The organism is Rhodococcus sp. ENV425 (assembly GCF_002887785.1).
Lineage (GTDB): Bacteria > Actinomycetota > Actinomycetes > Mycobacteriales > Mycobacteriaceae > Rhodococcus > Rhodococcus aetherivorans.
The window spans coordinates 24,187-38,175 of the sequence record NZ_PCZU01000272.1 but is presented as its reverse complement, the minus strand read 5'-3'; the positions used below and the strand labels follow the sequence as shown (position 1 = coordinate 38,175).

18 protein-coding genes are annotated in these 13,989 nt (G+C 71.1%); 8 read left to right on the top strand and 10 right to left on the bottom strand.

All coding sequences use genetic code 11. From position 1 onward, the window contains the following. From CQZ88_RS31900 to CQZ88_RS25805, 3 genes are all read right to left on the bottom strand, one after another. Positions 1–333: ATP-binding cassette domain-containing protein (locus CQZ88_RS31900; RefSeq protein WP_258008798.1), on the bottom strand; the 333-nt coding region annotated here is incomplete at its 3' end. Then, positions 326–2,611: an ABC transporter permease gene (locus CQZ88_RS25810; RefSeq protein ID WP_043803222.1), complete on the bottom strand. Its 2,286-nt coding sequence runs from the start codon at positions 2,609–2,611 to the stop codon at positions 326–328. The genes CQZ88_RS25810 and CQZ88_RS31900, both read right to left, overlap by 8 nt. 85 nt (positions 2,612–2,696) lie before the next feature. After that, complete coding sequence (locus tag CQZ88_RS25805; RefSeq protein ID WP_006935884.1) at positions 2,697–4,115, bottom strand: ABC transporter substrate-binding protein; 1,419 nt, start codon at positions 4,113–4,115, stop codon at positions 2,697–2,699. Between the two features lie 275 nt (positions 4,116–4,390). Between CQZ88_RS25805 and CQZ88_RS25800 the strand changes: the two genes are divergently transcribed. The 6 genes from CQZ88_RS25800 (at position 4,391) to CQZ88_RS25780 (ending at position 8,686) form a co-directional block, all read left to right on the top strand. Beyond that, positions 4,391–5,641, top strand: coding sequence for an inorganic phosphate transporter (locus CQZ88_RS25800; protein ID WP_102800512.1), 1,251 nt, complete (start codon positions 4,391–4,393; stop codon positions 5,639–5,641). Then, complete coding sequence (locus tag CQZ88_RS25795; RefSeq protein ID WP_102800511.1) at positions 5,638–5,901, top strand: hypothetical protein; 264 nt, start codon at positions 5,638–5,640, stop codon at positions 5,899–5,901. The genes CQZ88_RS25800 and CQZ88_RS25795 overlap by 4 nt, the downstream gene beginning before the upstream one ends. Before the next feature lie 40 nt (positions 5,902–5,941). Beyond that, positions 5,942–6,280, top strand: a complete 339-nt coding sequence (locus tag CQZ88_RS31895; protein WP_258008797.1) for a DUF3349 domain-containing protein — start codon at positions 5,942–5,944, stop codon at positions 6,278–6,280. A 12-nt stretch (positions 6,281–6,292) separates the two neighbouring features. Further along, complete coding sequence (locus CQZ88_RS31890; protein ID WP_006935891.1) at positions 6,293–6,592, top strand: DUF3349 domain-containing protein; 300 nt, start codon at positions 6,293–6,295, stop codon at positions 6,590–6,592. Beyond that, positions 6,589–7,731 (top strand): o-succinylbenzoate--CoA ligase, encoded by a 1,143-nt coding sequence (menE, locus tag CQZ88_RS25785; protein WP_102800517.1) that lies wholly within the window; start codon positions 6,589–6,591, stop codon positions 7,729–7,731. Before CQZ88_RS31890 ends, menE begins: the two co-directional genes overlap by 4 nt. Positions 7,732–7,816: 85 nt before the next feature. After that, the gene (locus CQZ88_RS25780; protein ID WP_029545112.1) at positions 7,817–8,686 is read left to right on the top strand and encodes a 1,4-dihydroxy-2-naphthoate polyprenyltransferase; all 870 of its coding nucleotides are present in this window, start codon (positions 7,817–7,819) and stop codon (positions 8,684–8,686) included. Positions 8,687–8,706: 20 nt separating this feature from the next. On the opposite strand, the gene CQZ88_RS25775 is transcribed toward CQZ88_RS25780, so the two are convergent. From CQZ88_RS25775 to CQZ88_RS25750, 6 genes are all read right to left on the bottom strand, one after another. Next, a complete protein-coding gene (locus CQZ88_RS25775) occupies positions 8,707–9,090 on the bottom strand; it encodes a phage holin family protein (protein WP_006935897.1) in 384 nt (127 codons plus the stop codon). Between the two features lie 51 nt (positions 9,091–9,141). Next, positions 9,142–9,696 carry a Clp protease N-terminal domain-containing protein gene (locus CQZ88_RS25770; protein WP_102800510.1) on the bottom strand — a complete coding sequence of 185 codons (555 nt, stop codon included), beginning with the start codon at positions 9,694–9,696 and terminating at the stop codon, positions 9,142–9,144. Between the two features lie 6 nt (positions 9,697–9,702). Next, complete coding sequence (locus tag CQZ88_RS25765; protein ID WP_003937583.1) at positions 9,703–9,918, bottom strand: hypothetical protein; 216 nt, start codon at positions 9,916–9,918, stop codon at positions 9,703–9,705. 71 nt (positions 9,919–9,989) lie between these two features. Continuing rightward, positions 9,990–10,727, bottom strand: coding sequence for a 1-acyl-sn-glycerol-3-phosphate acyltransferase (locus CQZ88_RS25760; protein ID WP_029545118.1), 738 nt, complete (start codon positions 10,725–10,727; stop codon positions 9,990–9,992). A gap of 74 nt (positions 10,728–10,801) precedes the next feature. Further along, positions 10,802–11,893, bottom strand: a complete 1,092-nt coding sequence (locus CQZ88_RS25755) for a PLP-dependent cysteine synthase family protein (protein ID WP_006935906.1) — start codon at positions 11,891–11,893, stop codon at positions 10,802–10,804. Continuing rightward, positions 11,890–12,225 (bottom strand): DUF4229 domain-containing protein, encoded by a 336-nt coding sequence (locus CQZ88_RS25750; protein ID WP_102800509.1) that lies wholly within the window; start codon positions 12,223–12,225, stop codon positions 11,890–11,892. The genes CQZ88_RS25755 and CQZ88_RS25750 overlap by 4 nt, the downstream gene beginning before the upstream one ends. Before the next feature lie 162 nt (positions 12,226–12,387). Here CQZ88_RS25750 and CQZ88_RS25745 point away from each other — a divergent pair, with 162 nt between their 5' ends. Next, positions 12,388–12,597: a BldC family transcriptional regulator gene (locus tag CQZ88_RS25745; RefSeq protein ID WP_006935908.1), complete on the top strand. Its 210-nt coding sequence runs from the start codon at positions 12,388–12,390 to the stop codon at positions 12,595–12,597. A 130-nt stretch (positions 12,598–12,727) separates the two neighbouring features. Continuing rightward, positions 12,728–12,928, top strand: coding sequence for a hypothetical protein (locus CQZ88_RS25740; RefSeq protein WP_029545121.1), 201 nt, complete (start codon positions 12,728–12,730; stop codon positions 12,926–12,928). Here the strand turns inward: CQZ88_RS25740 and CQZ88_RS25735 are convergent. Next, positions 12,910–13,962, bottom strand: a complete 1,053-nt coding sequence (locus CQZ88_RS25735; protein WP_102800508.1) for a MinD/ParA family protein — start codon at positions 13,960–13,962, stop codon at positions 12,910–12,912. The genes CQZ88_RS25740 and CQZ88_RS25735 overlap by 19 nt on opposite strands. Between the last annotated feature and the right edge of the window lie 27 nt (positions 13,963–13,989).

Below are 13,989 nucleotides of genomic sequence, written 5' to 3'. Positions count from 1 at the left end.
CGCGGTGCGGTGCATGTCGCCCGCGACCCGCAGGTTGTCGCGCACCGACAGCGACAGGAACAGCTCGAGCCGCTGGAAGGTGCGGGCCAGCCCGCGCCGGGCACGCTTGTAGGGCGCCGCGCGGGTGACGTCGACACCGTCGAGGAACACCTGCCCGGAGGTCGGTTTCTGCAGCCCGGTGACGGTGTTGAACAGGGTGGTCTTGCCGGCGCCGTTGGGCCCGATCAGGCCGGTCACGGCGCCTGCGGTGACGGCGATGCTCACGTCGTCGACGGCGGTGTGACCACCGAACCGGACGGTGACGCCCCGGGTCTCGAGCAGGGTGTCAGACATGCGCGCTCAGCTCCTTCGCGACGGTCGCGGGCGGTTCGGCCGCCGGATGGGTGGGCCGTGCCGCGGGCAGCCCCAGTTCGCGGTCGAGGCGGTAGCGGCCCTCGGCGGTGTACGGCTCGTCGAGGCCGACGAGTTCCGGCGGGGTGGTTCGCCGGCGGGCCAGCTCCTCGGGGTCCAGGACCGCGCCGGGCATCAGCCATTCGCCGATCACCGGGAGCAGGAACACGATCGTGATGGTCAGCGCCGCGAACCACCAGTTGCCCAGGACGCCCGTCAGCGCCAGGACGTAGAGCACCGCGATCACGGCACCGCCGCCGTAGAGGACCGGCCGGGCGGACAGCAGACGGCGGTAGCCCTCCACCATCTGGTGCACGCTGCCCGACGGGTTGTGACCCACCCCGATGCCGATGAGCGCGGGGCTGACCGCGGCGATGTTGCCGAGCAGCAGGTACAGGCCCTCGAGCTCGGGCTGCGTCTTCGCGAGGTTGTTGAACGAGACCATGATGACCGCGAACCCGACGCCGGCCATGAGGCCGCCGAACAAGGCCCCGCTGACGTAGCCGATGCCGGCCACCACGGTGAGCATGAGCAGGGTGAGGCCCACGATGATGCTGAAGTTCTCGCCCGCGACCGCGCCGGTGGCACTGGACATGAGGACGCCGCCGAGACCGGCGATGGCGGCCGAGAGCATGAAGACGCTCAGCTTCAGGGTCACCAGGTTCTGCCCGAGCATGGCCGACGCGGCGGGGCTGTCCTTCATCGCCGCCAGGCGACGTCCGTAGCCGCCGTTGCGCAGGGCGACGACGCCGACACCGAGCAGCGCGAACAGGACCGTCGCGGTCATGAGGAACGTCGTCTCGTCCTGCAGGTCCAGCGGCCCGATCCGCAGCGGCGGGATCACGAGTGAGCCCCCGGTGAAGATCGAGAACTTCACGCCGAACAGTTCGTGCTCGGTGGTGTCGCGCAGCACCATGTTGGAAACGAAGACGCCGAACGCCATGGTGGCGAGCGCGAGGTAGAGACCGCGCAGCCGCAGGGCCGGAAGCGCGACGAGCCCGCCGACGAGCGCGGTGACGGCCACGGCCAGCAGCACCCCCCACACGGTCAGACGCTGGTCGAGACCGGTGCCGGTGATCCCGAAGTGGAACACGACGATCGTGGCGATGGCCCCGAACGACAGGGGTGCGAGGTTCATCTCGCCCGCGTATCCGGTGAGCAGGGTCAGCGACAGCGCGACGATCGCGAAGGTCATGCCCAGCGTGAACGTGGTGATCGCGGATTCCACCATGAGCAGGCGGACGAGAGAGACGACGGCGACGAGCGCAACCGCCCACACGACGGCCTTGCGCACGCTCGGCACGTGGTAGCGCTCGCGGGTACGCATCGCCGCGCCGCGCAGCCGGTCCTGGGGCAGGACGATCAGCACCACGAACAGCGCCACCATCGGCAGCGAGACCCGCAGGTTCGACGTCCAGGCCCAGGACGAGGGTGCGTAGCCGATCAGGTAGGCGCCGGCGAGGCCGAGCACGAGGGCGCCGACGAACGTGCGCGGGATCGAGCTGAGCCGGCCGAACATCGCGGCCGCGAACGCGTCGATGACGAGCAGGGTGAGCATGTTCGCCTCGAGGCTGCCGCCACTGATCGGGGTGATCAGCACCCCGGCGAGGACGGCGAGGGTGGAGCCGAGCGCCCACGAGAACGCGGCGATCCGTTCGGGGTTGTGGCCGTTGAGCCGCAGCAGGTCGGGGTCGTCGACGACGCCGCGCATGGTGGCGCCCATCCGGGTGCGCTGGAAGAGCATGCGCAGGCCGACCGCGATCCCGATGGCCGCGACCACGCACAGGATCTCGTGGACGCGGACGAACGCGCCGAGCACGCTGATCCCGGCGTCGTCGCCGAAGAACATGCCGAGCGAGCGGGGCTTCTCGGGATGCCAGAACCACTGGGACAGGAACAGCATCCCCAGCATGACCGAGACGGTCACGACGATCTTGGTGACCTCGGCGGTGTCCCGCAGGCCCCGCATGATCACGACGTACAGCGCCAGGCCCATGAGCGGCCCCGCGAGGAACAGCACCACGAGCAGGGCCAACGGGACGGGCAGTCCCCAGCCGGCCGTGAGCTGCCAGTAGAGGAACGCACCGAGCATGGCCTGGGCGCCGTGCGCGAAGTTGAAGATTCCGGAGGTGTTGTAGGTCAGAACGAGCCCGGAGGCCGCGATCGCGTACACGGACCCGAGCACGAGGCCCAGGATCGTGAACGTCACGAATGTGTCCATGGTGAAGCCCTGTCGGTAGAGAACCGGTCGTGGGGAGGCGGGGCAGTGCCGTGCGGGCACCGCCCCGCCGGTCGGTGCAGGCCGGTCAGTCCTGCGGCTTGATCACGTTCGGGTTCATGAACTTGGTGGCGATCCGGTCGGGTCCGAGTTCGGTGCCCCACGTCTCCGGGGCGGTCTTGACGAGGTACGCGTCGTTGCACTCGAACTCGGCGGCGGTCTGCGGGAACGCCTGCGTGTAGGTCTCGCCCGTCAGCGTGACCGTCAGACCGCAGCTGGCCGGCATGTTGGCACCCGGGTCGGTCACGGCGTGCAGTCCGCCGCCGTCCCACTCGTGGATCTGCGACAGCTCGTCGATCATGCACTGCCGGGTCAGGTCGGAGCCGCACTCCTTCGCCGCGGTCGCCCACAGCAGGAACGACGAGGTGGCCTGCATGCCGAGCAGCGCGGTCTTGCCGCCCTTCTCCCCGACGAGGTCGAGGTACTGCTGCACCGCCGGCACCTTGTCCGCGTTCTCGAGCATCTGGAAGGTCATGCCCGCGTGCAGGTTGTCGAGCAGACCGCCGGCGTTCGCCTCCTCGACGGTCTGGCCGTACCAGGTCGCCTCACCCATCAGGACGGGATCGATGCCCACCTGGTCGAGCGCCTTGAAGAAGTTCAGCTCGTTCGGCACGGGCGACCGGGAGGTCCACAGGCCCTCGACGCCGCACTCCTTGAACTTCTCGGCGAACGGGACGTAGCTGGCCTCGCCGTCGTAGTTGATGGTGACGCCGCAGTTCTTCAGCTCGAACCCGGCGGCCTCGGCGATCGAGCGCACCTTGGTCAGCGACGTGATGATGGTCGGCATCGTGCTGCCGACCAGGTCGAACTTGTCCTTCAGGTCCGGCCGCAGCTGCGCCATCTGGAACCATGCCGAGCCGTTGGCGTAGTCCACCGGGAACGGCACCCCCTGATAGGTCATGGGGCCGTTGGCCGCCTCCGGCGACACCGTGAAGCCGGGCACCGCGGCGAGGTTGCAGGCCACGCGGGTCTGCTCGGCGGTCTGGTCCATCGCGAAGCCGTGACCGACCATCATGAACTCGGAGCGGCACGCGTCCTGCATGACGGAGTTGGCCTGGGTCATCGCTGCGTCGTAGTCGGTGCCGACGATCGTGCGCCCATTGATGCCGCCCTGGGCGTTGCACCAGTCGATCATCGCGGAGACGGCGTCCGACATCTCCTTGTTCAGGCCCGGGCTCTTGGCGTAGCCGCGGTCGTCGCCGTAGCCGATGCGGATCTCGGTGTCGGTCACGCCCTGGTCGGTGGCGCCCGCGGCGTCCCCCTCCCCGCACGGTGAGTCCAGGGTGCCGAATTTGTCCACCGCGACGGTATCGGCCGCGGCGGCCCCGGTCCCGGTCGCGCCGGCCCCGCCCGACGGGTCGGCGCCGCGTTCGCCGGCACAGGCCGAGAGCAGCGCCGCGGACGCCGTCAGTGCCAGCACGGTCCTGGCGAGTGTGTGCTTGTTCAAGGTCGGGTGTCTCCTTCGTCGCGGGGCTCCGTCCGGCGGAAGCTCCGGGGCGGTGTACTGCGGCGAAAGCTAGCCAGGGCCGGGAAGGGCGGGACGAGAGATTCCCGTTCAGTGAGACCTGCCGTGAAGCCGGTCACACGCTCCGCGCCGAGTGAAACTCCACACAGCGGGGAACCGGCGCACGCGGGCTGCCACCACCGGAAGGAGCCGGGGTGTCCGCGTTCACCTCGCCGTCGCTGTACTTTTACCCACCGGCTACCTCACAATCGGCAGATGTGACCGCAGAGCTTGTCGTCCTCCTGGTGGTGGTAGTCACTGCCCTCGCATTCGACTTCACCAACGGCTTCCACGACACCGGGAACGCGATGGCGACATCGATCGCCACCGGTGCCCTGAAACCGAAGGTGGCGGTCGCCCTCTCCGCCTCGCTCAACCTCGTCGGCGCGTTCCTGTCCGTCGAGGTCGCCGCGACGGTCGCCAAGGGGGTGGTCAACCTGGGCAGCACCGGCGGCGAGGCACTGCTGCTCATCGTGTTCGCCGGTCTCGTCGGCGGCATCCTGTGGAACCTGGCGACGTGGCTGTTCGGCCTGCCGTCGAGCTCGTCCCACGCACTGTTCGGCGGCCTCATCGGCGCCGCCCTCGCCTCCCTCGGGATCGACGGCGTGGTGTGGGACGGAGTGATCGGCAAGGTGATCATCCCGGCGCTGCTGGCGCCGGTGGTGGCGGCACTCGTCGCCACGGTCGGCACCTGGTCGGTGCACCGCATCACCCGCACGGTGCCCGACGAGACCCGCGGTCACGGCTTCCGCATCGGCCAGATCGGTTCCGCCTCCCTGGTGTCGCTGGCGCACGGCACCAACGACGCGCAGAAGACGATGGGCGTGATCTTCCTGGCGCTCGTCGCGCACGGCAGCCTCACCGCCGACGCGGAGATGCCGTTCTGGGTGAAGCTCTCCTGCGCCGTCGCGATCGCCCTGGGCACCTATCTCGGTGGCTGGCGCATCATCCGCACCCTCGGCAAGGGACTGGTGGAGATCGCACCGCCGCAGGGCATGGCGGCGGAGTCGTCGTCGGCCGCGATCATCCTCACCTCGAGCCACTTCGGTCTGCCCCTGTCGACCACCCACGTGGCGACCGGTTCGATCCTGGGGTCCGGACTCGGCACCCGCTCCGCGAACGTGCGGTGGGGCGTCGCCGGCCGCATGGCCGTCGCCTGGCTGATCACACTGCCGTCCGCGGCGCTCGTCGGCGCGGTGTGCTGGGGTCTGGCCCACCTGATCGGCGGCCTGCCGGGCGTGATCGTGGTGTTCGCAGTGCTGTGCGCGCTGTCGCTGCTGATGTACCTGCGGTCACGCCGGCAGCCGATCGACGCCTCCAACGTCACCGCGGAATGGGACGGCAAGCTGGCTCCGGCTCCGGCCCCGGCCCCGGCCCCGGCCCCGATCCCGGCCCCGGCCCCGATCCCGGCCCCGGCCCCCGAGGACGTGCCGGCCGCACCGACCACTCCCACGGAGGGACGCCCGTGAACCTGTTGACGAACACCCTGAGCTCGCTGTGGCAGGTCGTCCTCGTCGGCCTCTTCTTCGGAGCGGGCCTGCCGGCCGTCTTCGCGCTCGGCATGCGATCGCTCGTCGCGGGGCGCGCCGGAGAGCAGGCCCGGCCGAACCCGCTCGGCATCGCCGGCGCCGTCGTCTGCTTCGCCGTCGTGCTGATCGCAATCGTCGCGGGGATACTGTTGCTGGCTTCGGACTTCCTGTCGAGCGCCTTCGGCATCGACGTCTTCTGAGCCACCGCTGTCCCGCCGTCCGTCCCAGGAAAGAACCGCATTGCCCATGTACTCGCTCCGTTCGGTCCTCGACTGGCTGCGCGCCGGTTATCCGGAAGGCATCCCGGCCAAGGATCACTTCGCGCTGCTTGCAGTGCTGCGGCGGCGCCTGACGGACGAGGAGATCGCCGAGGTGTGCGAGATGTCGATCGCCACGGCGCACGAGCACCCGGAGCGCTGTGTCGACTACGACACGCTCGAGCAGATCATCGCCGGGGTGCTGAACGAGGAACCGGCGGAGGAGGACCTCGAACGGGTCGCCGGGCGCCTCGCCGCGGGAGGCTGGCCGGTGGTCGCCGAGGACGGGACCGTGGTGACCGGCGACGACGGGACGGACTGAGGAGGTGCCCCCGTGACGCTTCCGCCGTTCCTCACCTCGATCATCGAGTGGCTGCGGGCCGGCTACCCGGAGGGCGTGCCGGAACAGGACTACGTGCCCCTGTTCGCGCTGCTCAGCCGGCGGTTGTCGGAGGACGAGGTCGACCAGGTGGCGCACACCCTCGTCGACGACGGGGACCTGCCCATCTCGAAGACGGACATCGCCGTGCTGATCACGAAGATCACCAACGAGATGCCGCTCGAACAGGACATCGATCGGGTGCGCCGGCACCTCGAGACCGGAGGGTGGCCGCTCACCGGCCCCGCCACATGAATCTCGAGGTGCTGCCCGTCCCCCCCGGCGACGCCGTGCGGGAGGTGCTGCCCGCACTACGGCGCATGCTCGACGGCGACGGACCGGCCCTGCTCCCCGTGCCGGTCGCCGACGACCGGGAAATCCGGAGACTGACCGAAGCGCTGCGCCCGGGCGAACCCGCCGACGACGGTATCGGCCTGGTCGTCGCCACCTCGGGCACCACGGGCACCCCGAAGGGCGCCCAGCTGACCGCCGGGGCGCTGCGGGCCAGCGGTGACGCCACCCACGAGCGCCTCGGCGGACCCGGCTCGTGGCTGCTGGCGCTGCCGGCCCACCACATCGCCGGGATGCAGGTGCTGCTGCGGGGCCTGCTCGCGGGAGCCGGGCCCGTCGTGATCGACGTCGCCGGCGGCTTCGATCCGGCTCGGCTGCCGGCGGCGGTCGCCGCCATGCCCGGTGGGCGGCGCTACACGTCGCTGGTGCCCACGCAGCTGATCAAGGCCCTGGACCACCCGGGCGCCGTCGCGGCCCTCGCCGACCTGGACGCGGTCCTGCTGGGCGGGGCCGCCACGCCCGCCCCGATCCTGCGCCGTGCGCAGGACGCCGGGATCACCGTCGTCCGCACCTACGGGATGAGCGAGACCTGCGGCGGGTGCGTATACGACGGGGTCCCACTGGCCGGGACCACGGTCCGGGTCGACGCGCAATCGCGGGTGTGGCTCGGCGGGGCCACACTCGCGCGCGGCTATCGCGGTCTGCCCGATCATCCGGCGTTCGCCGAACCCGGCTGGTTCCGCACCGACGACGCGGGCGAGCTCGCCGACGGCGTCCTCCGCATCCTGGGGCGCCTGGACGAGGCCATCTCCACGGGCGGCCTCACCGTCGTGCCGCAGGTCGTCGAGGCCGTCCTGCTCGAGCACCCCGCGGTACGCGAATGCGCCGTGATCGGGCTGCCCGACCCCCGGCTCGGTCAACGGGTGGCGGCCGTCGTCGTCCCGGAGGTCGGCGCCTCCCCCACCCTCGACGACCTGCGAGTCTGGACCAGCGCGTCGCTGGACGTCACGGCGGCGCCGCGGGCGCTGCACGTCGTGCCGGCCCTGCCGTTACGCGGCCCCGGCAAGGTGGACCGGCGGGCACTGGTCGCCCGGTTCTCGTAGGCCGACCGGGTTCGGGCGAGCGAATGTATCGCTCATCTCCTCGGGCCGACGGCATGGCACATTCGCTCGATGGCAGGATCGACGCATGGCAACCGCTGGTCAATGGCTCGAAGGCGCCCGTCCGCGCACCCTTCCCAACGCGATCGCGCCCGTCGTCGCCGGCACGGGGGCGGCGGCCGCGCTCGACGGCGTGGTGTGGGGGAAGGCTCTCCTGGCGTTGGTGGTCGCCCTGGCGCTGATCATCGGGGTCAACCTCGCCAACGACTACTCCGACGGCATCCGCGGGACCGACGACGACCGCGTCGGGCCGCTGCGGCTGGTGGGATCCGGGGCGGCGTCGCCGGCGTCGGTCAAGCGGGCCGCGTTCGCGTGTTTCGGAGTGGGCGCGGTGGCCGGGATCGCCCTGGCGATCACGAGCGCGTGGTGGCTGCTCCTGGTGGGCGCGGTGTGCATCGCCGGCGCCTGGTACTACACGGGTGGCCGCAACCCCTACGGCTACAGCGGGTTCGGCGAGATCGCCGTGTTCGTGTTCTTCGGGCTCGTCGCCGTGCTGGGCACGCAGTTCGTGCAGGCCGGCCGGGCCGACTGGGTCGGGCTGGCGTGTGCGGTGGCGGTGGGCTCGTTCTCGAGCGCGGTGCTGGTGGCGAACAACCTGCGCGACATCCCCACCGACACCGTCTCGGGCAAGCGCACGCTCGCGGTGCGGCTGGGCGACCCGCGGACCCGGACGCTGCATCTGATGCTGCTGGCCGTGCCGTTCGCGGCGTCGCTGGCACTGGTGGCGCGCACGCCGTGGGCGCTGGCGGGCCTGCTGGCGCTGCCGTTCGCGGTGCGCGCCCACGCACCCGTGCGGTCCGGCAGCCTGGGGTTGAGCCTGATCCCCGCGCTGCGGGATTCGGGCCTGGCGATGCTGGTGTGGGCCGTTGCGACCGCAGCCGCCCTGTTCCTGGCCTGAGGCGTCCCGCGCCCGGAACTTCAGTCCCGGTCGGGCACCAGCACGCCGAGCACCCAGTTGACGATCGAGATGATCAGCGCGCCCCAGAACGCGGTCCAGAAGCCCTCGACGGTCAGGCCGTAGTCGGTGAACTCGCTCAGCCACGCGGTGAGCAGGAGCATCAGGGCGTTCACGACGAGGGTGAACAGCCCCAGCGTCAGGATCAGCAGCGGCAGCGACAGCAGCTGCACGAGCGGCTTGACGAAGGCGTTGACGACGGTGAAGACGAGGGCGATCACCAGCAGGGAGATGATCTCGTTGGCGGCGCCGGTGCCGGAGCCGGTGAAGTCGATGCCGGAGACCCACTGGGCCGCCAGCCAGATGGCGACGGCGTTGAGGACCAGCCGGACCAGGAAGTTGATCATGCCGCCACTGTCGCACATTCCGGCCCCGGCGCGCGGTCGGGAACCGGTCGGTCAGGCGGCGCGACCCGGGTAGTCGCGCAGGCGGTCGCGGAGCGCCCTGCGGGACACGTGGGACTCGACGAGCGTGCAGGCGCGGTCGTCGTCGGAGCGCAGTATCCCGAGCAGGAGGTGCTCGCAGCCGATGACGTGGTCGCGGCGCGCGAGGGCTTCCCGCAGGGCGAGCTGCAGGGACTTCTTCGCGGCAGGATCGAACGGGAGGTGGCCGGCGAACGGCCCCCGCCGGTTCCGGCCGAGTCCGCGGTCGAGGACGCCCTCCCCGAAGGTCTCCTCGAGCCGGGCCCGGACGGAATCGAGGTCGATGCCGATGGCCCCGAGCGCGGCGGCGTCCTCGTCGCCGAGCACCCCGGTGTCCCGGGCGAGTTCGCTGCGCACGGTCTCGGCCGTGAGGCCGACGTCGGCGAGCAGGTGCCGCAGCGTCACGTCTGCGGTGACGAGGAGGCCGAGCAGCAGGTGGGCCGGCTCGATGCGGGGAGCGTTCAGCTCCCCGGCCTCCGCCTGCGCGGTGACGACGGCGGCTCGTGCGCCGGCGGTGAATCGTTCGAACACGGCGGATCACCCACGCTTCCGGTTGTACTTCTGGTGGACGGCCTGCCTGCTCACCTCGAGCGCATCGGCGATCGCCTGCCACGACCAGCCCTGCCGGCGGGCATTGTCGACCTGGATCGCCTCGAGTCGTTCGAGCAACCGTCGCAGGGCCCGCACGGCCCGCAATCCCTCTGCGGGGTCGGGGCTTCCGGCGGCGGCGGCGAGTGTGGTGGCCTCGGTCATACCGTCAATTTACGTTGACAAGCGGGCGGACGTCAAGAAAAGTTGACGCGCCGGGCCGGGGCGCGACCGGTTCAGTACCGCGCGACGGCGCCGTCCACCGCACGCTGCAGCTCGTCCTGCACCAGGCGCGTGACGTCGCGGACCTTACCGTCGAGGTCGGTGACCGGCTCGGTGAGGAACACGCTCGCCGGGCGTGACGGGTCCTTGCCGGGCCCGTAGCCGATGCCGACGCACACCAGCGCGGGGCGCGCCCCCAGATCGCGCGAGCGGCGGACGATGTGCCCGATGCCGGTCCCGAGCGGCTGCAACCGGGTCGGGTCCCCCTCGTTGCAGGTGCCCTCGGGGAAGATCGCGACGCTGTCGCCGTGATGCAGCCGCGCGGCGGAGACGTCCATCATCCGGCGCCCGGCATCGGAGACCGCCCGCAGGCCGTGGTTCTTGGCCCGGAAGACCGGGATCCCGCCCATCATGTCGATCTTGCGGCGCTGCGACTCGTCGGCGAACAGCTCGTCCTTCGCCAGCACCCGCGTGCTGCCGATCACCGGGCGCAGCGGGGAACGCCACGCCGTCGCCGCGAGGACGTACTGATCGCTGTGGGTGAGGTGGTTGGCGACGATCAGGAGGGGCGTGCGAGCCCGGATGAGTTCGCGGAGGCGATCGCGGACCCCGTCGTCGCAGCGCACCCGGGGGCGGTACCGGGCGGCGAGCAGGGCGTAGGCCGCCCGGGCGACGGGCCGGCTCTGCCGGTGCTCGAGGTAGAAGTCGTAGACGGCTTCGTAGTTGTCCAGGGCCACGACGGGGCGTTCCATGCCCCCACGATACTCAACCTACGACACCGTAGGCTACGGCCTCGTAGGGTCGGGTGCGGCCGAGGTGCGACGGCTCAGGCCTCCCACCTGCCGGTGTCCGCGAACTTCTCGAGCGTCGCGGTCGGGCCGGCCAGATCCATGCCCTCACCGGCCACCCAGCCGTCGTCGAAGTAGGTGCCCGCGTAGCGTTCCCCGCCGTCGCACAGGAGGGTGACGACGCTGCCGCGCCGGCCGTCGGCGATCATCTCGGCGATCAGGCCGAACGCACCCCACAGGTTGGTCCCGGTCGAGCCCCCGACGCGGCGGCCCAGGCTCTCGCTCGCGTGCCGCATGGCGGCGATCGACGCGGCGTCGGGCACCCGGATCATCCGGTCCACCACCTGGCCGACGAACGACGGCTCCACCCGGGGCCTGCCGATGCCCTCGATCCGCGACGGCATGCCGGTGGTGTAGTCCACCGAGCCCGTCTCGTACCCGCCGTAGAACGCGGAGTTCTCGGGGTCGACGACGGCCAGCCGGGTGCGGTGGCGGCGGTACCGGATGTACCGCCCGACGGTCGCGCTGGTGCCGCCGGTGCCCGCGCCGACGACGATCCACTCCGGGATCGGATGCTCCTCGAGCTGCAACTGGGTGAAGATCGATTCGGCGATGTTGTTGTTGCCGCGCCAGTCGGTGGCCCGCTCGGCGTGGGTGAACTGGTCCATGAAGTGACCGCCCAGCTCGACGGCGAGCCGGCGTGCCTCGGCGTAGATCTCCGGCGGCCGGTCGATGTAGTGGCACCGCCCGCCCTGCGCCTCGATGAGCGCAACCTTGGCGGGGCTGGTGTTGCGCGGCATCACCGCGACGAAGTCGAGGCCGAGCAGCTTCGCGAAGTATGCCTCGCTGACGGCGGTCGAACCGGACGACGCCTCGACGATCGGGGTGTCCTCGCGCACCCAGCCGTTGCAAATGGCATAGAGGAACAGCGACCGCGCGAGCCGGTGCTTCAGGCTGCCGGTGATGTGCGTGGACTCGTCCTTCAGGTACAGCTGGACACCCCACCCGGGAGGCAGCGGATAGCGCAGCAGGTGCGTGTCGGCGCTGCGTTGGGCGTCGGCCTCGATCAGCTGGACGGCACGGTCCACCCAGTCCCGCGACGCGCTGCGATCGACGACGCCGTCGCTCACCTACGATCCTCGCCGCGCAGGCGGGCCTGCAGGTCGGCCCGGTCGGCGCGGCGGTGCGCGTCGACGGACGCGATACTCTCGTTCACCCGGCGGCGCAGCGGCGCGAACACGACGAGCGAGAGCGGCAGCGCGATCAGCACCGCGAAGAGCGCGGCGACCAGCAGGGGGATCTCCACTCCGAACAGGCGGGGCACGTAGAGGATCACCACAGCGAGCACGAGGACGAGAGCCAGCCGGGCCAGCGAGTAGAGGGCGACGTCCCGGGCCAGGGTGCCCTTGCCGGTGCCGGTGTTGCCGGGCTGGCCAGGACGGTTCTGCGATGCTTCACTCACCCGTCCAGGGTAACCGCCGCGCGCGGGCACCCTGCTGGTCGACCGTCCGTTTTGTCTATTACTTCCGCTTTACCAACCGTAGACCGTTCGAGCAACCGGGGTATTCGGTGTCAACATGGCCACGTCGATCCGAACGAGACGAAACACCCGGAAGGACCATCGATGAGCGCACCCGCATTCAACGGCGCGAAGGAATCGCTGCTGACCCCCGGCCAGGTCGCGGCCCTGTTCCACGTGGACCCGAAGACGGTCACCCGCTGGGCCCACGCCGGCCGGCTCGGCTCGCTGCGCACCCCCGGCGGTCACCGCCGCTTCCGGGAGTCCGAGGTACTCGCGCTGCTGCGCTCCCTCACCACCGAAGCCACCCGCTGATCCGAGGAGACGGAGGCATCGTCGGGGACCCAGGCCACATCTGCACTCCCGCCACTACGAATAGACTGAAGGAGCAGGCCCGGCCGGCTGCGGAAACGCCGGCGGACTGCTCGCGGCGAGGAGGTGCGTGGTGCTCTACCTGTTGGCCATAGTCGGTGCCCTCACGATTGCGGTGCTGCTGTGGAAGGCGTTCGGTCCCGACCTTCGCTCCCGGCCGACCCGCGTGATCGGACCCGACGACGACCCGGACTTCCTGTGGAAGGTCGACCGGGAGTTCCGGCGCAGGTCCGCCGACGGCACCCCCGGACCCGATCAGGACCCCGGAGACTGATCTCCGGCCGAGTGACCTGTCCCGTCGCTGCGCTCGCCCCGGTGGCCTGTCCCGTCGCTGCGCTCGCCCCGGTGACCGCGACGCGGGAAGTCCGCGGCGACCCCCGCCGCGAGTTCCAGCAGGGCTCGCCGGGTGCGTGGCTGCAGCCGGGCCAGGTCCACCTCCGCACCCTCCTCGAGGTGCGGATCGAACGGAAGCACGTGGACGGCGCGGCAGCGCCGCGCGAAGTGCTCGACCAGCCGCTCCACGTCCACCTTGCCGGACCGGGGCCGCACGGCGTTGACCACCGCCACCGAGCGGGCCACCAGGTCCCGGTAACCGTGGGCGTCGAGCCAGTCCAGCGTCGCCGAGGCGCTCCGCGCGCCGTCCACCGATCCGGAGCTGACGACCACCAGCGTGTCCGCGTTCTCGAGAATCGCGCGCATCGCCGAGTGCATCAGTCCCGTGCCGCAGTCGGTGAGCACGATGTTGTGGAACCGTTCGAGGAGTGCCAGTGCCCGCTCGTAGTCCCGCGCGCTGAACGCCTCCGAGACGGCCGGGTCGCTGTCCGAGGCCAGCACCTCGAGGCGATGCCGGTTCTGTGAGGTGTGGGCCCGGACGTCGCCGTAACGGTGGATGTGCGCCTCGTCGCGCAGCAGCGTGCGCACCGTGCCGGACGCTCGGTCGGCGACCTTCTGGCTCAGTGTCCCCCGGTCGGGGTTGGCGTCCACCGCAACCACCCGGTCGCCCCGCAACGACGCGAACGTCGACCCGAGCGTGACCGTGGTGGTGGTCTTGCCGACCCCACCCTTCAGGCTCAGCAGCGCGATCCGGTAGCAGCCGTGCAGCGGTCCGCGCACCTGCTCGACCAGTTCGCGGCGCTGCCGGCCCCGCCGGCTGTCGCCGGGATCGATGCGCCCGCCGGTGCCGCGGTACACGGCCCGGCGCCACCCCCGCGCGGGCGCCGGCTGCACCCGGCTCACGAGAAGCGATGCGTCCAGATCCCGCGCCGACGGCTGCGCCGTCCCCGTCCGCTCGCCGTCCTCCGGCACCACGTCGTCCCCCGTCCCCGGTCCCCCACG